20 protein-coding genes are annotated in these 20743 nt (G+C 50.0%); 16 read left to right on the top strand and 4 right to left on the bottom strand.

The features are described from left to right. Positions 1-31 precede the first annotated feature (31 nt). The 5 genes from MHB80_RS16025 (at position 32) to MHB80_RS16005 (ending at position 4983) form a co-directional block, all read left to right on the top strand. Positions 32-649 carry an SRPBCC family protein gene (locus MHB80_RS16025; RefSeq protein WP_341277933.1) on the top strand — a complete coding sequence of 206 codons (618 nt, stop codon included), beginning with the start codon at positions 32-34 and terminating at the stop codon, positions 647-649. After that, positions 642-1877, top strand: a complete 1236-nt coding sequence (locus tag MHB80_RS16020; protein ID WP_341277932.1) for a beta-ketoacyl-[acyl-carrier-protein] synthase family protein — start codon at positions 642-644, stop codon at positions 1875-1877. The genes MHB80_RS16025 and MHB80_RS16020 overlap by 8 nt, the downstream gene beginning before the upstream one ends. Before the next feature lie 252 nt (positions 1878-2129). Continuing rightward, entirely contained in the window at positions 2130-3356 is a 1227-nt protein-coding gene (locus tag MHB80_RS16015; protein WP_341277931.1) for an amidohydrolase, read from the top strand. Between the two features lie 264 nt (positions 3357-3620). Further along, positions 3621-4433, top strand: a complete 813-nt coding sequence (locus MHB80_RS16010) for an ATP-binding protein (RefSeq protein WP_341277930.1) — start codon at positions 3621-3623, stop codon at positions 4431-4433. A gap of 82 nt (positions 4434-4515) precedes the next feature. Further along, entirely contained in the window at positions 4516-4983 is a 468-nt protein-coding gene (locus MHB80_RS16005; protein ID WP_341277929.1) for a hypothetical protein, read from the top strand. Between the two features lie 112 nt (positions 4984-5095). Here MHB80_RS16005 and msrA read toward each other — a convergent pair whose 3' ends face one another. Beyond that, positions 5096-5611 (bottom strand): peptide-methionine (S)-S-oxide reductase MsrA, encoded by a 516-nt coding sequence (gene msrA / locus MHB80_RS16000; protein WP_341277928.1) that lies wholly within the window; start codon positions 5609-5611, stop codon positions 5096-5098. Positions 5612-5991: 380 nt separating this feature from the next. On the opposite strand from msrA, the gene MHB80_RS15995 reads away from it, so the two are divergent. From MHB80_RS15995 to MHB80_RS15975, 5 genes are all read left to right on the top strand, one after another. Continuing rightward, positions 5992-7029 (top strand): collagen-like protein, encoded by a 1038-nt coding sequence (locus tag MHB80_RS15995; protein WP_341277927.1) that lies wholly within the window; start codon positions 5992-5994, stop codon positions 7027-7029. Between the two features lie 544 nt (positions 7030-7573). Next, on the top strand, positions 7574-9103 hold the full coding sequence (gene nikA, locus MHB80_RS15990; protein WP_341282996.1) for a nickel ABC transporter substrate-binding protein: 1530 nt from the start codon (positions 7574-7576) through the stop codon (positions 9101-9103). Next, the gene (nikB, locus tag MHB80_RS15985; RefSeq protein WP_341277926.1) at positions 9100-10038 is read left to right on the top strand and encodes a nickel ABC transporter permease; all 939 of its coding nucleotides are present in this window, start codon (positions 9100-9102) and stop codon (positions 10036-10038) included. Before nikA ends, nikB begins: the two co-directional genes overlap by 4 nt. Next, a complete protein-coding gene (gene nikC / locus MHB80_RS15980) occupies positions 10035-10838 on the top strand; it encodes a nickel transporter permease (RefSeq protein WP_341277925.1) in 804 nt (267 codons plus the stop codon). The genes nikB and nikC overlap by 4 nt, the downstream gene beginning before the upstream one ends. A 14-nt stretch (positions 10839-10852) precedes the next feature. Then, the gene (locus MHB80_RS15975; RefSeq protein ID WP_341277924.1) at positions 10853-12451 is read left to right on the top strand and encodes an ABC transporter ATP-binding protein; all 1599 of its coding nucleotides are present in this window, start codon (positions 10853-10855) and stop codon (positions 12449-12451) included. Here the strand turns inward: MHB80_RS15975 and MHB80_RS15970 are convergent. Beyond that, positions 12408-13298, bottom strand: a complete 891-nt coding sequence (locus tag MHB80_RS15970; protein ID WP_341277923.1) for a LysR family transcriptional regulator — start codon at positions 13296-13298, stop codon at positions 12408-12410. The genes MHB80_RS15975 and MHB80_RS15970 overlap by 44 nt on opposite strands. 118 nt (positions 13299-13416) lie before the next feature. Between MHB80_RS15970 and MHB80_RS15965 the strand changes: the two genes are divergently transcribed. Next, entirely contained in the window at positions 13417-14640 is a 1224-nt protein-coding gene (locus MHB80_RS15965) for an amidohydrolase (RefSeq protein ID WP_341277922.1), read from the top strand. Positions 14641-14954: 314 nt separating this feature from the next. Here the strand turns inward: MHB80_RS15965 and MHB80_RS15960 are convergent, their stop codons facing one another. Together MHB80_RS15960 and MHB80_RS15955 are read right to left on the bottom strand one after the other, a co-directional pair. Continuing rightward, on the bottom strand, positions 14955-15203 hold the full coding sequence (locus tag MHB80_RS15960; protein WP_341282995.1) for an Imm51 family immunity protein: 249 nt from the start codon (positions 15201-15203) through the stop codon (positions 14955-14957). Then, positions 15196-16584, bottom strand: coding sequence for an SMI1/KNR4 family protein (locus MHB80_RS15955; protein WP_341277921.1), 1389 nt, complete (start codon positions 16582-16584; stop codon positions 15196-15198). The genes MHB80_RS15960 and MHB80_RS15955 overlap by 8 nt, the downstream gene beginning before the upstream one ends. 178 nt (positions 16585-16762) lie before the next feature. Between MHB80_RS15955 and MHB80_RS15950 the strand changes: the two genes are divergently transcribed. From MHB80_RS15950 to MHB80_RS15930, 5 genes are all read left to right on the top strand, one after another. Then, positions 16763-18235: a YdiU family protein gene (locus tag MHB80_RS15950; RefSeq protein ID WP_341277920.1), complete on the top strand. Its 1473-nt coding sequence runs from the start codon at positions 16763-16765 to the stop codon at positions 18233-18235. A gap of 118 nt (positions 18236-18353) precedes the next feature. Continuing rightward, positions 18354-18701, top strand: a complete 348-nt coding sequence (locus MHB80_RS15945) for a DUF1801 domain-containing protein (RefSeq protein WP_341277919.1) — start codon at positions 18354-18356, stop codon at positions 18699-18701. A gap of 163 nt (positions 18702-18864) precedes the next feature. Further along, on the top strand, positions 18865-19068 hold the full coding sequence (locus tag MHB80_RS15940; protein ID WP_341277918.1) for a hypothetical protein: 204 nt from the start codon (positions 18865-18867) through the stop codon (positions 19066-19068). After that, positions 19065-19682: a DUF2185 domain-containing protein gene (locus MHB80_RS15935; RefSeq protein ID WP_341277917.1), complete on the top strand. Its 618-nt coding sequence runs from the start codon at positions 19065-19067 to the stop codon at positions 19680-19682. Before MHB80_RS15940 ends, MHB80_RS15935 begins: the two co-directional genes overlap by 4 nt. A 97-nt stretch (positions 19683-19779) precedes the next feature. Then, positions 19780-20736 (top strand): ATP-binding protein, encoded by a 957-nt coding sequence (locus tag MHB80_RS15930; protein WP_046232510.1) that lies wholly within the window; start codon positions 19780-19782, stop codon positions 20734-20736. The last annotated feature ends 7 nt before the right edge of the window (positions 20737-20743 follow it).

Genomic DNA, 20743 nt, shown 5'->3' with positions numbered 1-20743 from the left:
TAGATACACATACAAGGAGGATTGAATACACATGCATACCTACAACGAGGTAACGATGCGCTGTGAGTCGCTGACGGCCTTCCAATATGCCCGAAAAATCGAAAATTGGCCGCAGCTGCTCCCGCATTACCGCCAGATCCAGTTTCGCTATGGCGGCAGTGAGCGGGGAGGACTCGTGAGAATGGCCGCCGTTCGGCCATTTAAACGGTTTCAGTGGCCGGTCTGGTGGGAAAGCGAAATGGTAGTGAATGAGGAGGAACTGATCGTTGGTTACCGCCATGTGCGCGGTGTAACGAAAGGGATGGAGGTAGAATGGCGCATTGTACCGGCTGGAGAGAAGGTTTCTGTATCGATTGTGCATCGCTGGAATTCTCCACCATGGAGCCGCAGGCTCTTCGCCGGTTTTATCGGCAAGCAGTTCGTCTATGCGATTGCGGAGAGAACGCTGCAAGGCTTGAAGCAGCAGGCTGAGCTTGAAGCCGCGCTTGCTGCCAAGAAGCAAGCTGTGCAAGAAGAGCTCCCTGATTCCGGGCAATGGACAGACCTGCAATGGGAGGCTCTAAGAGAACAATTAGCTGAGCAGTTCGCAAACGATGCGGCAGAGCAAGCCAGTATTCAACAAAGAGAGGCAGGTGGGCGCAATGGCTAATGCGATTAAGGCGGTCATAACCGGAATAGGCTGTGTAACGCCGATTGGCGCAGGCGTGGAGCAGTTATGGGAAGGTCTAGTGCGGGGGCAAAGCGCGGTGAGAGAAATTGAACGTTTTGTGCCGGAAGGGCTGCGGAGCCGAATAGCTGCACAAATTCCGGATTTTCAGGCGGAGCATTATATGGATAAAAAGCGGGCGCATCGCATGGACCGTTATTCGCAGCTAGCCGTTGCCAGCGGCGCACTGGCGCTGCGCGACGCCGGGCTGAACCCTGCCGATCTCGATGCTGATCGGGCAGGCGTATTTATGGGCAGTGCGCTGGGTGGCATCGCCTATGCGGAAGAGCAGTGCAGCCGCTACCATAATGGCGGCTTCCGGGCCGTGTCGCCGACGCTGGGGTTTTCCGTGTTCGGCGGCGCGGCCTCGTGCAATCTTGCCATGGAGTTTGGCATGACGGGCTTGAATGAGACGAACGCAATGTCCTGCGCTTCTGGTGCCGTCGCCATCGGCCGGGCGCTGCAAGCGATCCGGCGCGGCGAAGCGGACGTCATTATGGCAGGCGGCTCGGAAGCCCCGCTTGCGCCGCTTTCCTTCGGCGCCTTCGACATGCTGCGTGCGATGTCTACTCGCAATGAGTCGCCGGGTGTGGCAAGCCGGCCGTTTGACCGCAATCGCGACGGCTTCGTCATGGGCGAGGGCAGCGCCGTGCTCGTTATTGAAGCCGAGCATCATGCGAGGGCGCGAGGCGCGAAAATATATGGCGAGCTGGCAGGCTTCGGGCTGACCAACGATGCGCATCATATGAGCGCGCCGCTCCCATGCGGCACGCAGGCAGCACGCGCCTTGCGCCAGGCGCTGACGAGCGCGGATATGGCACCGGAGGACATTGACTATGTCAATGCCCACGGCTCTTCGACGCTGCTCAATGATGTGACGGAATCACGGGTCATCCGCCAAGTATTTGGCAACCATCCGGTAGCCGTCAGCGGCACGAAAGGCTTGTACGGCCATCCGCTTGGCGCATCAGGCGCTATTGAAGCAGCGATTACGCTGCTTGCGCTGCGCAATGGGTGGCTGCCGCCAACTACGAATTTGGATGAGCCAGACCCGGAGGCGCAGCTTGACTTGGTTGTCAAAAATCCGCGTACGGTGAAGTCCGCGGCAGCAGTGTCCAACTCCTACGGCTTTGGCGGAGTCAACGCGGTGCTTGCTTTTCGCCAGTATTAAAATGTACCTGGCATTGACTTATGGCTAGGCCATACCTATTATTGAAAATAGAGTTGACCGTAAAAGCGGAAACATCCTGATACAAGGGATGTTTCCGCTTTTTTTGAAATATAGGAAAGTATATGATTTCGCCATGCTTTCTCTATATTTCTCGGAGTGAAACGCGCTGTGCCGCCAGAGGACGACGAAGTCGTTTTTGCTTGCTTATGTCGATCTGGATAAAAAGGTTTCACATATAAGGAGGCGATTTTTATGAATGCACAAGCTGCGCTAGCCTATGTAGATACGTTGCGTGAGGAATTAATCGCGCTGCGCAGAGATTTTCACAAGCATCCCGAGGTATTATTTGAGGTGGGCTGGACTGCAGAGAAGGTAGCGGGCTATTTATCGGGATGGGGCTTGCAAGTTCAGCGGCATGTCGGCAAGCATTTTGGCAAAGGCGTTGTTGGCATTCTCAGCAGCGATAAGCCGGGACCGACGATCGTGCTGCGAGCAGATATGGATGCTCTGGCGATTACGGAGGAGAATACATTTGACCACCGTTCCGCGAGCGAAGGAGCTATGCATGCCTGTGGTCATGATGCTCATATGACGATGCTGCTAGGAGCAGCAAAGGCGCTCAGTCGGCACCGAGATATCTGGTCAGGAACGATTAAATTTGTATTTCAGCCCGCTGAGGAAAGTGCGCTTCCTAGTCCAATTGATGGGCGGATGATAAGTGGTGGTCGAGATATGATTGAGGCTGGGGTGCTGGAAGGTGTCGACCTATGCTTTGCCATGCATGTATGGCCGGAGCTGCCTACGGGTGTTGTTGGCATTCATCGCAAAGAGGCGATGGCGGCATCCTCGCATTTCCACATTGCTTTTCAAGGGTTGAACGGTCATCATAGTACGCCGCATTTGGCTGTGGACGCGCTGTCGATGGCGGTGCAATTTGTTTCTGATGTTAAATTCGCTCTTGCAGTGGAAACAGACCCTTGGGAAACGAAGGTGTTCGCATTCGGTACTTTGCATGCGGGTACTGCGATTAATGCAATTGCGGGGGAAAGCAAGCTGAGCGGGACCTATCGCGTTTTTCACCCGGAGCTGACTGCGCAAATTCATCAACTTCTGGAAAAGAGAGCAGATGCTGTCGCCAGCACTTATGGCGGCAGCTATACGTCGCGATATCGGCTAGGAACACCGCTGCTTAATAACGCGTCAGCCGTTCAGCTGACCATTCAGGCCGGGAGAATCGCCTTGGGTGACGATAAGGTTGTTATTTTGGACAAGCCTAGCCTTGCTGGGGAAGACTTTGCGCTGTATGTACAGAAGGTGACGGGAGCATTCGCGTTTATTGGCAGTGCCCATCCAGCAGCTGAAACGGTTTATCCGCTGCATCATCCCTTATTCGATATCGATGAAGAGGTTCTGACGGAAGGGGCAAAGCTGTTCGTGCAATGGGTGCAGCAGGCGGGGGAAGAGTATGTGAGCCAGTAAGGCTTGCATACCCCCCTTTCCAAAACCCAGCCTATGCGCTATAATAAATCGTAACGTTTACGAATAAAGCGATGTACTTCTCCAACTAAGAAAGGAAGACAACAAGGATGGCTATAAAGTTTTGAGCAGCAGCTGGAGCAGGTTGAAATCGAGCAGGAGGGCATCTTCTGGATTTCTTGAACATATGGCCGCCATTTAGCGCAATGGCCCGACCAACAAGCTGGGTTTTTCGCGCGAAAATTTTATCGAAGGAGTCTTGCTAACATGAGTAAAAATCAAAGCAATCACCGGCTGCCAAGGGCCAAAGGAACGGATATGGCTAGCTTTTACAGCCCGAAGGACTGTGCGAAAAAGGTGAAACGTATCGTGCTGCCGCCGATGAATCGGCAAATCGTGGAAGAATTTTTTACGATTATGGGCATGAAGGAAAAGTTTGAGGAGCATGATGTGCCAATTCCCAACAAAGTCGTTATGTACGGGCCGCCAGGTACGGGAAAAACATTGACCGCCTTCTACATTGCGCAGCGGTTGGATGTTCCGCTTATTTTGGTCAGGCTCGATGCGATTATCCATAGTCATCTAGGAGAGACGGCGAGCAATGTCCGCAAAATATTCGATTACGCCAAAGCGACCCCCTGCGTCTTATTTCTCGATGAGTTCGATGCGATTGCAAGGACCCGTGAAAATAATGATGAAGTGAAGGAAATGGCGAGGGTCGTTAATACGCTATTGCAGTGCTTGGACGAGTTTGATTGCGAAAGTATTTTTATTGCGGCAACTAATTTGGAGGAGGAGCTGGACAATGCGATATGGCGGCGCTTCGATACGAAGATGCATTACGGCATGCCGGATGATCGCAGCAGGTACGAATATATATCGCTTTTAATTGGAGATTTTGAACAGCAGGCTCATATATATGATACGGCCGCCAGTCTGCTTGCCGGATGCAGCTTTGCGGATATGGAGCAAATTGTGCTCAAGGCGAAGCGTAAGGCGATCATTGATAGCAGCCCGCTGCTCCAGTCTCATATTCAGGAGGCGTTGAGTGAATATAAACCAAAAATCATCGCGGTGTAGTGGTTAGCTTTTTTTGGCGATGTGGAGGGAAGGCTCGGTTTATACGATTTGGAGAGAAGGATGGTGAGGAAGCGTGTCTTATATGACAAGTTTGAGCATGGCTTGCGAAGCGGAAAAGGTAATAAGCATGCATGCTGCGCTGCGCTGGCAGCGGCGTGAACGGGAATTGCAGAACTGGCGGGCGCGTGAAAAAATAACCAAGCATCCGAAGCAAACGTTGCTGCTTGGGCATGTCGCGATAGATGCGGAGCTGCTTCCTGCGCTCACGCTGCTCAAGGAGCAGAGCATACCGACGGAATTTTCATGCGCTGGCGTGAGCGTGCTTGATGAGCCGGAGGATCATTCGCTGTATGCGTATATTACGTTTCTGGCTTGTGAGCAGACGGAGCGATTCATACAGCTTGCGATGAAGCGGATGAAGCATCGCCTGCTCGTAACGTTCGAACCGGCTCGGAATCGCTATGACCTATCCTCTTTTTATATTGGGCATAACCGATCTTTTTGTCTGATGATGCTGCGCTGCGCTCAAGCTGCAGCCAATGAGCAATGAGGAGCAGCGGCTGAAGGGGCAGTAAGGTATTTAGATGTAAGCTTACATAACCAAACACCCCGCCAGCAAACGGCTGACGGGGTGTTTGGTATTTTTTCTTCTAAGTTAAGCACTATTTCCATTTCTGCTCAATAAATTCGTCGCGGCCCGATTGTGCACGATCCTCTTTGTAATGCATTGGATTTTTCATATGGAAGTTTTGATGATATTCCTCCGCTGCATAAAACGTATCTGCCGCCCGAATCTCTGTTACGATCGGTTTATCGAAACGTCCGCTGCTTGCAAGCTTCTTCTTGGTAGCGAGAGCCAGAGCCTGCTGCTCTTCATTATGATAAAAAATGACCGTACGGTACTGGCTGCCGCGATCTTGAAATTGACCGCCTTCGTCCGTCGGATCAATTTGCGGCCAATACAGCTCAAGCAGACGCTCATAAGGGAACAGCTGCGGATCGAAGGCAATTTGCACAACCTCGGCATGTCCCGTCTCTCCTGTTCTCACCTGCTCATAAGTCGGGTTCTCCTGATGTCCGCCCATATAGCCAGATATAATACTATGTATGCCTGGGAGCTCCTCGAAAGGGGTAACCATACACCAAAAACAGCCGCCAGCGAATGTTGCATATTGCATAACGTATTCCTCCTTGACGCTTATAAACATTTAATAGACTAAACGTTAGCCTGTCTGGTTAAAGAAGTCAATTGTGATTAGAAAATGCAAAAACGATTTATATGGTTATTTTGCTTGCCTTTAGCAATTGACTAAGGGGAGGTATTGAAGGTGCAAAAAGACCCGAATTTGTTTTGGGTTGACGAAGAGAAGGAATAGTTTTATTAATGTTAAATTACTAAATCACAAACAAAATATTATGGGATTTTGTGGTATAAGCATACCCTAGTATTAACCCAATTTTCTAAAAATAGTTTTTAGTCTAGCGAATACAGGGTATTAGTCCATACCTAAAAAAACCGACTCACGTACACTGAACCATATATAGGGAGGTGTCAGTATTGAGTTGTCCCGCAACAAAAAAACGGTGTAAAAAGAAAACCACAATTGTGTGCCATCCAAAAGATAAAAAAAAGAAACGTCGTCATCGGGAAATTAAAAACAGGGTTTGTAAAAAGTGTCCCCCGCCTGAAGGACAGCAATTACTTCAAGGACTTGCGGGAGCGATAGCAGAAGCTGGGCCTCAAGGAGTTGCAGGAGCACTCGGCCCCCAAGGATTAGCAGGACTTGTCGGAGCAATTGGCGCACTTGGACCCGAAGGAATTGCAGGAGCACTTGGCCCCCAAGGATTAGCAGGACTTGTCGGAGCAATTGGTTCACTTGGACCCGAAGGAATTGCAGGAGCACTTGGCCCCCAAGGATTAGCAGGACTTGTCGGAGCGATTGGTTCACTTGGACCCGAAGGAATTGCAGGAGCACTTGGACCTCAAGGAGCAGCAGGACTTGTCGGAGCGATAGGTGCTCTTGGACCACAAGGACTAGCAGGACTAGCAGGACTAGCAGGAGCAATTGGTACGGTTGGACCAGCCGGACCTGCAGGACCAGCAGGACCTGCGGGAGCAGAGGGTTCAACTGGTCTAACAGGAGCAACGGGACCAGTGGGACCAGCCGGAGGAGTATTAGGCTTTGCAGATTTTTTTGCCTTGATGCCTCCTAATAATACAGCAACTGTTGCTCCCAACACGGACGTAAGTTTTCCGCAAGATGGTCCAATTAGCGGGACTGCAATTACCCGTATAAATGCGAGCTCCTTTAACTTGTCGGCAATTGGCACATATCAGGTTTTGTTTCAGGTCAATGCAAACGAAGCGGGTCAACTGATTTTAACATTAAATGGGGCTGATCTGGCCTATACGGTGGTCGGGCGTGCAACAGGTACTACTCAAATAGTAGGAATGGCGCTTGTGCAAACAACTACCATTAATTCAATCATCACCGTTCGCAATCCTGCTGGCAATTCTACGGCACTCACGATTTCTCCATTAGCTGGAGGAACATGGTCAGATTCCGCACACCTTGTTATTATGCGAATTGCATAAAAAGGAAAAAAATAATATTTTCCGATGAAATACCAAATAGGTAATAAAGGAAGACCTTCATATTTCTGTGTTACCATTCTTGGTACGTGGACATTGTGCGCCTCAGATACAACTATAGACATACCTTTATATTAAGGCAGTTGGAAAAGGAAAAGAAAAAAGAGAGTGTAAATCATTAATTTAATGTGCAGATGATTAAGTTAACAGAGCACGATAGTTCAATAAAACAGTGGCAGTCTAGGGCTTTATTTACTCGCCCAGGGCTGCCTCTGTTTTTATTTCTGGGGTCGGTATAATCCTTTATTTGCTTCTGATACAAGGGAGCAGCCTGCGAACGGTTTCGTCTAAACAAACCGTACCGTTATATCTCACCTTCATGCCTGCCAGGCAGGAGCTCGCGAGGATCATGAGAACGGCTTATTATTGTCACATTTTTTGCTGTGCAATAGCTCGATAGGGCTATTATCATTCAGGGCTTCTTAAGGTACGATGAGGCAGGTAATCTTGTATCATTTGAAAATATGGAGGTAAGCTTACATTGCATATGCGAAAAATCATCCCATTCATTCTATTCATCGGTTTGCTGCTGCTCGCGGCGGCCTGCTCCAAAGGGGCAAATACGAACGGAGAGCAATCACAACCGCCTGAGAAGGAGCTGTCCTTTCTGTTTAACTTTGCAAGCCAAACGATAGATCCACATCTGGATTACACCCCGCTCCGAGCAGGTGTTGTTGAAACGCTGGTCAAGCTGGGCGAAGACCTCCAAATCCAGCCTTGGCTTGCAAAGGAGTGGAGCAGCCCAGATGGGCAGCATTGGACGTTTAAAATTCGGGAACAGGTGACGTTCCAAAATGGTAAGGCGCTCGATGCGGATGCTGTCAAGCAATCCCTTGAGCGGGCGATGGAGCAAAACCCGGGCGTGAAGCAGGTTTTGAAAATCAAGCAAATGGAAGCCAGCGGACAAAGCTTGCAAATTACGACGGAGCAGCCATTTCCCCAGTTTCCATCGGAGCTGGTTCATCCCAATACAGCGATTATTGACGTGTCTGCACCGGAGCCGGATAAAAAGCCAATCGGAACCGGTCCGTTTCAAGTAGCCTCGTTCACTTCAGGCAGCTCGCTTAAGCTGGATCGCTACGACAAATATTGGGACGGTGCTGCAAAGCTCAACCATGCGACCTTCAGCTTTAATGAGGATGCCAATGCCCGCTTGTCAGCGCTCATGGCAGGGGATGCGGATATTGTGTACCGTCCGCCAGTTGAAAGCATGGAAACGATGAAAAATGATGCCAGCCTGCATTTGGATTCTGTTGTCAGCTTGCGGACACATGAGCTTATTTTTAATACGAAGCATGCAGATTTTCAAAACAAATATGTTCGCAAAGCTTTCGATGCACTCGTCAATCGCGATGAGTTGAAGGACGCCATTATGGGCGGCCAAGCGACGGTTGCCAGCGGTCCTTTTTTGCCGGAATTTCCGTTCGTGCCCGGCTATGAATCGAAGGAAAGCGGAGTTGACGCTGCTCTCAAATGGTTTCAGCAAGCAGGCTATGAGGTTAAGCAGGGCAAGGTGACCAAGGATGGCCAGCCGCTTTCCTTCAAGCTGGTCACGTACGCTTCGCGTGCGGAATTTCCATTGCTGGCCCAAGTGCTGCAATCGCAAGCGAAGGAGCTTGGCATTGCCATAACGATCGCACAAGTCGATAAATACGAGGATTATTTGCTGGAGAAGGATGATTGGGATTTGGGCACATACAGCCCGTTAATTGCGCCGCGCGGGGATGCGAGTTATTTTCTAAATGTAGCCTTTAAGCCGGATGGCTCGCTCAATTTCGGTAAAATCAACGACCAAGAGCTGAGCGCTTGGATTGATGAGCTGGATCAGACGGTGGATACGAATGCGCGTTATGCTTTAATTAAACAGGCGCTTACCCGCATTAATGAAGAAATGTATTATTCCTACCTCGTTCATCCCAATACGCTCGTTTTGTACCGTGACAAGGTGAAAAACTGGGTGACGAGTAAAAGCGAATATTATATGCTGACGAATGAGCTGGATGTAGAAGTGAAATGAGCATCGTTTGGAAAAGGGGCGTAGAGCTTGTTCTGTTTATTTTGCTGCTTTCCTTCGTCAGCTTCGTCTTCGTTAAGCTTGCTCCGGGAGATGCCGTTAAGCAAATGCTTCGTTCAGATGACGTTGCGATCACAAGCTCAGAAATCAAGCAACAGAGGGAGGAGCTGGGGCTAAACGAGCCGGTATTGGTTCAGTATGGCAGCTGGCTTGCCAGGCTGGCCCATCTAGATTTGGGAAAGTCGTATATGACGAATCGGCCAGTCAGCGAGGAGCTGCTTCGTAAAATGCCAGCCACGCTGCTGCTTACTGGCAGCTCGCTGCTCATTTTATTGCTCATTGCAGTTCCGCTCGGCGCTTTGTCGGCCCTTTATCCCAATCGTTTCATTGACCGCGCAAGTAGGCTTCTTGCTGTTTTGGGAACTTCAATCCCTAGCTTTTGGCTAGGGCTTCTTTTAATAGAAGGGCTATCTGTAAGGGCGGGCTTATTGCCGTCAATGGGAACGGGGACTCTTGCACATCTCGTGCTGCCTTCGCTGACGCTCGGGCTTACGATGTCTGCCGTTTATGTCCGCTTGCTTCGCTCCAGCCTGATGGATAGCTTAACGCAGGATTTTATTAGGGGAGCGAGGTCGCGCGGCATTGGCAGCGGAAAAATTTTGCTCCGTCATGCCTTTCGCCATGCGCTTACGCCCGTTGTGACGATGTTCGGTGTCAGCATAGGCAGCTTGCTCGGCGGCACGGTTGTCATTGAGGTGCTGTTTGCTTATCCAGGCATGGGCAAATTTATTGTGGATGCCATTCAGAGCAGGGATTATCCGGTCATTCAAGGTTATATGGTCGTGATGGGATTTGCCGTCACGCTTATTCATTTGCTGGTGGATTTGGCGAATCATGCTCTGAACCCGGAAATGCGTTTGAAAGGGGAGAACCGATGAAGAAAATAGGTTTTGCCGGATATATAGCCATGCTTCTTATCGCTGTGCTTTCTTTGTCGGTTTTCCTCGTTCCACATGATCCATACGTAGTGAATCTTAACGACCGCTTGCTGCCGCCGACGGCGCAATATTGGCTGGGAACCGACGGACTCGGCAGAGATTTGTTTTCGCGTCTGCTCCTTGGAGGTCGGAATACGATAGGCGCGAGTGTGATCGTGCTTGTGGCAGCGCTAAGCATTGGCATCCCTGTAGGGCTGCTGTCGGGATATATCGGCGGCTTCGTCGATCGCCTATTCATGCGTGTGTCGGATTCCTTTCTTGCATTTCCGGATTTCATCATTGCTATTGTGTTAAGCGGCCTGCTAGGACCGGACATTTTTAATCTGATTTTTGCCATTGCAGCGGTCAAATGGATCGCTTACTCACGTATTGTGCGCAATAGTGTCAGGTCTGAAAAGCACAAGGATTATATAGCGATTGCCCGCTTGAATGGCTTAAGCTCGCTCCATATCGTCATGAAGCATTTGCTGCCGCATGCCTTCAGCCATGTGATCGTTATTGCTTCGCTGGACGTGGGCAAAATTATTTTGATGATTGCGTCGTTATCTTATATTGGACTTGGCGTTCAGCCGCCGTCTCCAGAATGGGGAGCGATGCTGAATGAAGGCCGCGCCTATTTTCATCAGGCTCCGTATTTGATGCTTGCGCCGGGACTTGCGATTATGCTAGTTGTACTATTGTCCAACGCTTGGGGGGATCGGATTCGTGATCGGCTGGATGTGAAGCGCAGCAGGGAGTAAAGGAGGTCACAGCGATGAGCGTATTGAAAATAACAGGACTTAGCTTAAACGCAGGGCGGCAGCAGCTTGTTCAAGACCTTCATCTATCTATTGAAAAGCAGCAATGGCTCGCATTAATTGGTGAAAGCGGCAGCGGGAAAACGCTGACGGGCCTCGCGATCGCGGGTTTGCTGCCTCCGTCTGTGCGTATGACGAATGGCGAGATTTTGGTCAAGGGACAATCCCTTTCGGAGCTTTCGGCCCATCAAATAAACGGGCTGCGAGGCAAAGAGATTGCTTATGTTTTCCAAGATTATGCGGGGATGTTCAGTCCCTTTATTCGACTGGGGAAGCAGCTGGATGAAACGCTGCAAGCCCATAGTGGCTTAGGACGCAAGGAGCGGAGAAAGCAAATTTTGACTTGCTTAGAAGAGGTGCTTCTACCGGCAGAGCGCGTATTTAAGAGCTATCCGTGTGAGCTCAGTGGAGGCCAATTGCAGCGGGTTTCGATTGCGGCAGCCATGCTGCTTCAGCCGAAGCTGCTTATTGCCGATGAACCAACGACTGCGCTGGATCAGGAAACGGGAGAGGAAATACTCTGTTTGCTGAAGAAAATGCAGGAGCGAGTCGGCTGCGCTATTCTGTTTATTACACATGATTTAAAGCATGTCAGGCGTTATGCCGATCAAGTGGCCATTATGCGCGGAGGCTGCGTGCTCGAGTCGGGTGATGTGCGGTCTGTACTGGAACAGCCAGCCCATTTCTATACGAAGCAGCTCCTTGCGGCTGAGTCGGCTCTAGTGTCGTCACCAACAATAACGCTAAAACAAGAAGCGAAGCTGCAATTAGTAGATGCCGATCAAACGATGCTGGATCAGGGAACAGGGGCAGCATCTACGAGAGGGAATGCTATGCTTGCTGCTCAAAACCTTGTCAAAACGTACCCGAAAGGCATTAAGGCGCTGGATCAAGTATCTTTTACGCTGAAAGCTGGGGAGTGCTTAGGACTGGTCGGCGAGAGCGGCAGCGGTAAAAGTACAATGGCTAGATGCTTAATGCTTATGGAGCCGCTTGACGAAGGAGAGCTCCTGTTCCAGCAAATGCCGCTGCATAACCGGAAAGCTGCTGCAAGGTCGTTCATAAACGGACGTATTCAAACGGTATTTCAAAATCCAGCAGCCAGTTTGAACCCGAGGCTGACGATTGTGGATTCGTTAATGGAGCCGCTCGACGTATTCAAGGACAAAACACCAGCTTTTTTAGGTGATAGCCGATATAAACGGGATGAAGCGGCTGCTCTTTTGCTCGATATGGTGGGGCTTCCGGCTAGCGTCATGCGGCAATATCCCCATGAGCTGAGCGGAGGTCAGAAGCAGCGGGTATGCATCGCTAGAGCGATCAGCATTGCGCCTGATTTTATTATTTTGGATGAGCCGACCGCGAGCCTGGATATGATCATCCAAGCCCAGATTTTAAAGCTGTTGCAGCGATTACAGCAGCAGCTTGGTTTTACCTGCTTGTTTATTTCGCATGATTTAGCGGCCGTGCAGTTCATGTGCAGCCGAATTATGGTACTGGAGCGTGGGAACATCACAATCGAAGATGAACGATTTCCTGCTTCATCAATTCAATAAAGCGTTGTGCCGCTTTGGTCAAATAACGGTCCTTTAGCCAGATGAGTCCGGTGGCAAAATGAAGCTCGCTGTCTGAAATGGCGAATGATTGAATGTCATAGCCTTGATGCAGCTCAAGAACGGACTGTGGCACAATGGTTGCTCCATCCCCGTAGGCTACCCACTTCAACAATAGGGAAATATCGGAGCATTCTCCAATCACATTAGCCTGTAAGCCGCGATCAGTAAACTGCTGGATGATGCTTTTATAAAGGCCGAGCCCTTCCGCACTGGGTAAGATAAGCGGATAACGCTGAATATCACGGTAGGAGCATTTGTCAGCGGGGTGCAGGACACTGCTCGCGGCAACGAAATAAAAGGGCTCCGAAGGAAGCTCCAGCACTTCGAAATCACCTAGCTCAAGCGGCAGCCGCACGATGCCAAGCTCAATGGAACGTTCCTTGAGAAGCCGGACAATTTGGGCAGATTCATTTTGCTGAATCTTATAAGTGATAAGCGGATATGCTTCTTTAAACTTATGCAGCAGCTGTGGCAAAACGATGGATGACAACGTATTTATACCTAGCATTAATTTGCCCCGCGTACCACTGCCAATTTCTTTCACCTCCAGCTTGGTCTCTTCGAGCGCCTTTGTTAAGGATAAGGCACGCCTATATAAAGCCTCCCCGGCGTCAGTAAGCTCCAGCCATTTCCCGCTTCTTACAAAAAGCTGTACCCCGAGCTCTTCCTCCAGCCCTTTCAGCTGTTGTCCAAGCGGAGGCTGTGTCATATGCAGCCTTTCAGCGGCCGCTGTAATTTGTTTCTCTTCCGCGATCGCAATGAAATAACGAAGCTGGCGAATATCCATGCGGCAAATCCTTTCCATTCCAAACGAAAAAAGTATGGAAAACGAATTTTTTAAATATTTTTAGTATGATGATAGCTATGTTACCATAGTTTTAAGCTGAAATGAAAGCGGGGCTGACATGGTGAATACATCTTATTGGTTAACCAATGCAAGGCTGGAGCAAGGGTTTGAGTTTGAGGCTGGACGGATAACGGGTACCAAAACGGGCAACTGCCATTTGCGGATAGAAAACGGAACCATTGCTGAAATTTTGGAGGATGGGGTGGAGCTAGCCAGCACTCTGCCGAAATATGATGCAAAAGGATTATTGCTGCTGCCATCGTTTGAGGAAGGACACATTCATCTAGACAAAACCTATTTTGGCGGTCCGTGGAAAGCGGTCGAGCCTGTAGCGAGTATTTTCGAACGGATAGAGGAAGAGAAGGTTTTATTGCCCCAGCTTATGCCGACGGCGAAGCTGCAAGCAGAGCGTATTTTGTCACTGATTCAACGATTTGGCGCCACGCATGTGCGCAGCCATTGCAATATTGAACCCGTCAGCGGACTTAAGCGGCTAGAAGCTACGAAGCAGGCTTTGGAGACGTTCTCTGGTAAAATCTCGTCCGAAATTGTAGCTTTTCCCCAGCATGGCCTGCTTCGCTCTGATTCGGTTGCACTCGTCAAGCAATCATTGGCTGAGGGTGCCACCCATGTTGGTGGGGTAGATCCGTATTCAGTAGATGGAGATATTGAAAAATCGTTGCAAACGATCATTGAATTGGCCGTTCATTATGGTGCGGGCGTCGATATTCATTTGCATGATGGACACGAAACTGGACGGGAAACCTTAAGCCGGCTAGCGGAGCTGGCTGAAGAAGCGGGCCTGCACGGAAAAGTAACGGTCAGCCATGCCTTTTGGTTTGCAGGCGCTGAGCCGCAGGAGGCAAAAGAAATGGCTGGACGAATGGCTAAGCTGGGCATGTCCATTGCTTCTACAGTGCCGATTGGGAAAATGAATATGCCGCTGCCGATGCTGAGCCGTCAAGGCGTAAAGGTGAAGCTGGTAACCGATAGCCTCACGGATCACTGGTCGCCATTTGGCAGTGGGGATTTGCTGGATAAGGCAGGACGCTACGCTGAATTGTATGGTTGCCAAGAGGAAGCCTCGTTGTCCCAGACACTTGCCTTTATTACAGGCGGAATTACACCGCTCAATGCGAAAGGCGAGCAGGTGTGGCCCAAAGTAGGCGATGCCGCCAGTTTTGTATTGACGCACGCGAGCTGCTCGGCGGAGGCTGTTGCAAGAAAAGCGCAGCGGCAGTCCGTATGGTATAAAGGAAATTTGGTGAGTGGGGCTATATAAGCCTCATGAAACGAGCGAAATCAGCTAAACTAGCTAGAAAAAATGCCCGAAGGCTTTAATATAGGAGCCTTCGGGCATTTTTTAGGGCGTGTCTGAGAACGCTGAGGACAGCAAATTTTGCCGAATTTTCGTTCCATGCAAGGCGCGCTTGTGAAGGCGTACCGGGGGTACGTCAAGCAAACGGAACGAAGCAGGGGGCGAAAAGGCGGTGAAAGGGGCCACTGAACGGGTTTTCAGACACGCCCTAGTTAGCGATTATGAAAAATAAGGAAGTTAGCAGCACATAATGAATGAAGGCACGTCGTTACATAAATTTAATCCAGCTCGGCGCGAGTAAATAGATCGCTGATTAAATCATGATCCTCACAGGCTGCTTTGAAGGCTAACGCAAAATTCATCAGTGCTTTCCGATTGCTTGAATATACGCAGAACATATCTGCCTCTGGATCGAAGTGGATTTGCTCGGCAAGCTCAGGTGCTTTTTCCTCCAAAAACACGGCTGCAAGCGAGCCCCAGTCATAGCCGCTGCCTTGAAAGCCTTCTTCCGCCCTCGTATCAAACAGAGGCGTTCAACTGCTCAATCACCTGCTCGATAGCTTCATCCGTCATAGCGAGAGTGCGATCCGTTACGATGATCTTTCCCAGCTTGATACGATCATCGAGCCAGTCCGTAATAAAGGCTGGCGCATAGCCGCCTGTGCTAAACTCGCCTTCGCCGAATGCGATCAGCTTATCATAGTCGTCTAAATATTTTTTCCGTGCAGGATTCGGATAGGTTTTCGTATAAAGCCAAAATTGCAAATCATACATCAAGGTAGACAGCTCGTCGGCTTGAAAGACGAAATACCCTTTCTCCTCGGTAATCTGTCTGCCAATCGACCGGATTTTTCCTTCCAGCTCATCGGTTTCCGTCACAGCGGCACAAAGCTCAGCCAATAGAGGGGAAAATGCGCCTTCGGCTACTTTCTTCAGATCGGCTTCTTTCTCTTCAGCTGATCTATCGTACACATCATCATGAACGAGCCCTTTAATAAACTGTTCAAAGCTGCATGCCAAATAAGTAATGTTGTATTCGTCCTCTTGATTAACGTGAACGACGGCAGGTTCGCCTTCTGGCCCGCAGAAGCGGTAATCCAGCATGATGACATCATGACCTGCGGATGGACAGTCGCAAATAACGACCCCAAGGTCAGGATAGCCCCATTCTTCGATCATAAACCGGCTGCCCAAATCTCCGCCTAGCGTGTAGGATTTATTTCGTCCAATGCCCATAATGCCAGTAATCGCGACGTGATCTTCTGACCAGGAGGTTGGCTCCTCCGCTGGAAAGCGGCAATTGACCGGAATTCCGCCGTTTTGGCTGTTCATTAGGGCAATGTAGGAGGCTGGCAGCTTGTAGCTAAGCTCCTGCTCAATGGAGGCAATCAGCTCATCGGTTGGAGGCGGCAGCACATAAGACTTGCGGGCATAGTCGCTGTCCTCCCAAAAGCTTTGTAAATCAAGCGAGGACAATGGTGCGTCTTGCTCGGAGCCCCGATTTTGACTAGCCGCTGCGCTTTCCTCCACATAACGCTTGTGCTGGCGTACCATTTTATCAGCGAGCGGCTTGGTCCACTCCAAAAACTCTAAGGTTGGCTCGGATTTGGGGTCCAAGCGGAAGGACAGCTCAAAAGCCTGCAAGGCGTCCACGTAACGAGCCAGAAAATAAAAGGCATAGCCTTGGCGAAAATGCCATAAAGGGTCGTGTTTCCCTTGCTCGGAAATGAAGGAAAGCTGCTTTAGTGCATCGCGGTAACAATCTGTATTGTTAAGGGCTCGGGCAAGCTGGATAATGACCTCATAATCTCTGTCGGCTTCAGGGATTTCTTGCAGTCGATCAACAATGCTCTCGAACGCTTCTTCTTCATGCCAAAGGTTGATTTGTGCCAGAAGCTGCTGGTCCATAGGTATGCTTCACTCCTCATTATGAAATAGCTATATCTGTTATGATATATTGTTAATTATATCCTGAGACGAAGGCGGCTGGCTAATTGTAGAGCGGCTAAGCGGGAACGCGGGATGTAGTTCAAGATGTAGTATAATGAAGAAGTGTACAAATTAATGAAAAAGTAGGCGATCGAATATGAGCGAGAAGCAAGCCAATATACATATCGGATGGAACTTTGACAACAGCTATGCAAGACTGCCAGAAGGATTATTTACAGCAACAAACCCAACTCCGGTACGTTCTCCAGAGCTGATAATTTGCAATGATAAGCTGGCTGAAGCGCTAGGACTGGGTGCCGAGGCGCTGCAAAGCGAGGAAGGCGCGGCTATGCTTGCGGGCAATCTAATTCCCGAGGGCGCTTTGCCGCTTGCTCAGGCTTATGCAGGCCATCAGTTTGGTCATTTTAACCGCTTAGGAGACGGGCGTGCCTTGCTGCTGGGCGAACAAATTACACCCTCAGGCGAGCGAGTCGACATTCAGCTAAAAGGCCCAGGCCGAACGCCCTATTCCCGTGGTGGCGATGGCCGTGCGGGGGTTGGGCCGATGCTGCGTGAATACATCATTAGCGAAGCCATGTATGGGCTGGGCATTCCCACTACCCGCAGCTTGGCGGTCGTGAAAACAGGCGAGCCTGTTTACCGCGAGGATACACAGCAGGGTGCCATTTTGACCCGCGTAGCTGCGAGCCATATCCGTGTCGGAACGTTCCAATTTGCTGCACAATGGGCAGCGGCAGAGGAGCTGCGAGCACTGGCGGACTACACCGTGCAAAGACATTTTCCGCAAATTGCTGCAGATGACAATCGCTATCTTTCCTTGCTTCAGGAAGTGATTAAGCGCCAGGCATCACTTATTGCCAAATGGCAGCTCGTCGGTTTTATTCATGGCGTCATGAATACGGACAACATGGCGATTAGTGGCGAAACGATTGATTACGGCCCATGTGCCTTTATGGATGCTTTTAGCCTAGCGACAGTGTTCAGCTCCATTGACAGTCAAGGCCGTTATGCGTATGGCAATCAGCCTTACATTGCGGTCTGGAATTTGGCAAGATTAGCTGAATCGCTATTGTCGCTGCTGCATGACGATGAGGAGCAGGCTTTGAAGCTTGCGGAAAAAGCTTTAGCGGATTTTACAGACCAATATCACCGTCATTGGCTCGCAGGCATGCGTGGAAAACTGGGCATTTTCAATGAGGAGGAGCAGGACGACGAGCTGATGAAAGACCTGCTCACGTTGATGGAGAAGCATGGCGCAGACTACACCAATACGTTTGTGGCGTTAACGTTTAACAAGCTGGAGGACTCGGCTCTGTTTAGTAGCCCTGAATATACAGAGTGGCATGAGCGCTGGCAGAATAGGGTCGGCAGGCAGGAGCAGTCATTAGAGGAAGCGGGGCAGCTCATGCGCAGCAGCAATCCAGCCATCATTCCGCGCAATCATCGGGTGGAAGAGGCACTGGAGGCTGCGGTTAATGGAGATTATACGGTGATGGAGCGGCTGCTTGAAGCACTTGCCGATCCCTATGCCCATTCTCCAAAGCAGGCTCAATATGCAGCATTGCCTGAGCCGTCAGGCCGCGCTTACCGTACTTATTGCGGAACGTAAATGCACGAATATGGACATTGCTGCCATAATCCTGCATAATACACTCAGGAACGACATTTGGAAATAAGCCTGTAAACTATTGTCGAAATATATACGAAATGCGAGAGGTGGAATCGTTTTGCCCGAAACGGAAGAAATCACCGCTTTTATAGAAGCATTGGACGTGCCATGGCAGGTTGACGTATCGAATCAACTGCGCAGCCTCATACACGAGGTCATTCCAGACGTTCAGGAGCGATTGCAATATAAGAAGCCTCATTTTTTGAAAAATGGCAAGTATGCGGCGGTCATTTCGCCTTCTAAAAAAGCGGTTTCCTTTACCTTATTCCATACGACGGGTCTGGATTTGCCAGCGGAGCTGTTTGAAGGGCCGGAGGAGCGGAAAACAATTAAAATTCAAGAAAAGGATACCCCCGACTATTCGCAATTGACGAAGTATTTGGAGCAGGCGTCGAAAGAGCTTTAAGCCTTTCCCGCTCGCCTGAAACCTATAAAGCTGTCCAAGCACAAGAATGGAACTGAGGGGCTATTGCAGCTCACAGCACAACTTTCTGATTTGTGCGAGGACAGCTTTTTTTCTTAATACAATGCTATTACATGGCGAAACTTGAAAATGCAAGGAGAGGTCAATGAATAGGGAAGAGGCTTTAGTATTATTAAAATGTCATGCCTTTGCGTTTGAAGATATCGAGCAGGAGAAGATGACGAACGGATTTCTCGGCATGCTTCGCCCCTTTAGCGGCCAGCTCGTGGAGGATAATTTTCATGAGGTGATGGCCATTCTTGATGTGCTGTCGCCCGAATTAGCGAGCAAAAGAGAGAGGAACAAATGATGGAATGGACGCTTGAAGATGTAGAGCAGACCAGCAGGCTGTATCCAGACAGCTTCTTTATCCCGCCTGCGAAGGAGCGGCGGGCGCAAGAAGTAGGAAGACGGGTCAGATTGCATTTTACACTGGCAAACCCGGGTGAAAATGAGCCGAGAGCCGAACGAATGTGGGTGGAGGTTACAGGCTTTAACCAAGCGACTGAGCAATACACCGGGGTGTTGACGAACCAGCCGGTCTATTTGAAAAGCTTGAAGTCAGGAGACAGCCTAGTGTTCGAGCCGCAGCATATTGCCAGAACGATCCTGCGGGAGGGCGATGAGAGATGGCTTGCGGATGGCGAAAAGATGGCACTCGTATCTAGGCGCTGCTTGGAGCAGGGCGATGCCGTATGCTGGATGTACCGTGAAGCTGGCGACGATGAGCAGGACAGCGGCTGGCGTTTGTTCGCAGGTGATGAGGAAGACAGCTATATTAACGCCGATAATATTTTCAGAGTGCAGGTTTATGAAATGGTAGACCGGGACGCTAGTTTATTGGCGCCCTTTAAGGGAGCACATGGTTCGTCGGTTGAAAGGCAAGGAAGAGAAGCTGCCTGGGGAGAGGTAGTGGAGGAATAGTAGAATGACCCGCTACCCTTGCAAACGACAATTTATTTCTTTATTCTGGATTAATAGCGTAAATTCAGCATGCTAGATTAGTAGAGGAGAGAGCCTAATGTCTGATTTTGATGATCTCGCAGCGCAAAGGCGCAAAAATCTAAAGCTTATTCAATTCAATCAAGAGGATCAATCGCTTGTCGAGTCAGATAAGCCAGCGGAAACGTTCGATGATGTAGGCGGTTTGGAAGATGTTAAGAAGAAAATTCGCATGAACTTTATTTTGCCGCTAAAGCAGCCAGAATTGTTCGCAGCCTATGGCAAATCAGCAGGAGGAAGCCTGCTGCTGTTCGGGCCTCCGGGGTGTGGCAAAACGTTTCTTGCGCGAGCGGTGGCGGGCGAAATTGAAGCTAATTTTATTCATATAGAGCTGCAGGCAATTCTTTCGATGTATACGGGGCAGAGCGAGCATAACTTGCATGACTTTTTTGAAAAAGCGCGCCAGTGCAGGCCTTGTGTCATTTTCATAGACGAACTGGATGCAATGGGCGGCAGCCGGAACCAAATGCGCCAGCATCACGACCGCATGCTGGTCAATCAGCTGCTGCTTGAGCTGGATGGTCTGCAAGCGGAGAACGAAAATGTTTTTGTAATTGGAGCAACTAATACGCCATGGTATTTGGATTCCGCGCTTAGACGTCCTGGACGCTTTAACCATCTTGTATTTGTACCGCCGCCAGAGGAAGCGGAGCGCCAAACGATTTTGGGGCTGAAGCTGAAAGGCAAGCCCGTGGATTCGCTGAATTTGGAGCGAATTGCTGCCGAGACGAAATATTTTTCCGGAGCTGATTTGGAGCAGGTCGTTAGCGATGCGGTGGAATCGGCGATGGAACGCATGCTGGAGACGGGCGAAGTGCAGCCGATTTCCCAAAATGATGTGAAAGCGGCAGTGAAATCCCGCAAAGCGACAACGCTGGAGTGGTTTTCCACTGCGAAAAACTATGCCACCTTCAGTGATGTCAACCGTGACTATCAGGTTGTGCTGGATTATATGAAGAAGCACGGCATTAAGTAGCAGGAAG

Source organism: Paenibacillus sp. FSL H8-0537, assembly GCF_038051995.1.
Classification (GTDB): Bacteria; Bacillota; Bacilli; order Paenibacillales; family Paenibacillaceae; genus Pristimantibacillus.
This window is presented reverse-complemented; position numbering and strand designations above follow the sequence as displayed.

What these genes read in the sequence shown, in the direction of transcription:
- MHB80_RS16025 (WP_341277933.1), top strand. Translation starts at nt 32, where the DNA reads ATGCATACCTACAACGAGGTAACGATGCGCTGTGAGTCGCTGACGGCC.
- MHB80_RS16020 (WP_341277932.1), top strand. Translation starts at nt 642, where the DNA reads ATGGCTAATGCGATTAAGGCGGTCATAACCGGAATAGGCTGTGTAACG.
- MHB80_RS16015 (WP_341277931.1), top strand. Translation starts at nt 2,130, where the DNA reads ATGAATGCACAAGCTGCGCTAGCCTATGTAGATACGTTGCGTGAGGAA.
- MHB80_RS16010 (WP_341277930.1), top strand. Translation starts at nt 3,621, where the DNA reads ATGAGTAAAAATCAAAGCAATCACCGGCTGCCAAGGGCCAAAGGAACG.
- MHB80_RS16005 (WP_341277929.1), top strand. Translation starts at nt 4,516, where the DNA reads ATGACAAGTTTGAGCATGGCTTGCGAAGCGGAAAAGGTAATAAGCATG.
- msrA (WP_341277928.1), bottom strand. Translation starts at nt 5,611, where the DNA reads ATGCAATATGCAACATTCGCTGGCGGCTGTTTTTGGTGTATGGTTACC.
- nikA (WP_341282996.1), top strand. Translation starts at nt 7,574, where the DNA reads ATGCGAAAAATCATCCCATTCATTCTATTCATCGGTTTGCTGCTGCTC.
- nikB (WP_341277926.1), top strand. Translation starts at nt 9,100, where the DNA reads ATGAGCATCGTTTGGAAAAGGGGCGTAGAGCTTGTTCTGTTTATTTTG.
- nikC (WP_341277925.1), top strand. Translation starts at nt 10,035, where the DNA reads ATGAAGAAAATAGGTTTTGCCGGATATATAGCCATGCTTCTTATCGCT.
- MHB80_RS15975 (WP_341277924.1), top strand. Translation starts at nt 10,853, where the DNA reads ATGAGCGTATTGAAAATAACAGGACTTAGCTTAAACGCAGGGCGGCAG.
- MHB80_RS15970 (WP_341277923.1), bottom strand. Translation starts at nt 13,298, where the DNA reads ATGGATATTCGCCAGCTTCGTTATTTCATTGCGATCGCGGAAGAGAAA.
- MHB80_RS15965 (WP_341277922.1), top strand. Translation starts at nt 13,417, where the DNA reads ATGGTGAATACATCTTATTGGTTAACCAATGCAAGGCTGGAGCAAGGG.
- MHB80_RS15955 (WP_341277921.1), bottom strand. Translation starts at nt 16,584, where the DNA reads ATGGACCAGCAGCTTCTGGCACAAATCAACCTTTGGCATGAAGAAGAA.
- MHB80_RS15950 (WP_341277920.1), top strand. Translation starts at nt 16,763, where the DNA reads ATGAGCGAGAAGCAAGCCAATATACATATCGGATGGAACTTTGACAAC.
- MHB80_RS15940 (WP_341277918.1), top strand. Translation starts at nt 18,865, where the DNA reads ATGAATAGGGAAGAGGCTTTAGTATTATTAAAATGTCATGCCTTTGCG.
- MHB80_RS15935 (WP_341277917.1), top strand. Translation starts at nt 19,065, where the DNA reads ATGATGGAATGGACGCTTGAAGATGTAGAGCAGACCAGCAGGCTGTAT.
- MHB80_RS15930 (WP_046232510.1), top strand. Translation starts at nt 19,780, where the DNA reads ATGTCTGATTTTGATGATCTCGCAGCGCAAAGGCGCAAAAATCTAAAG.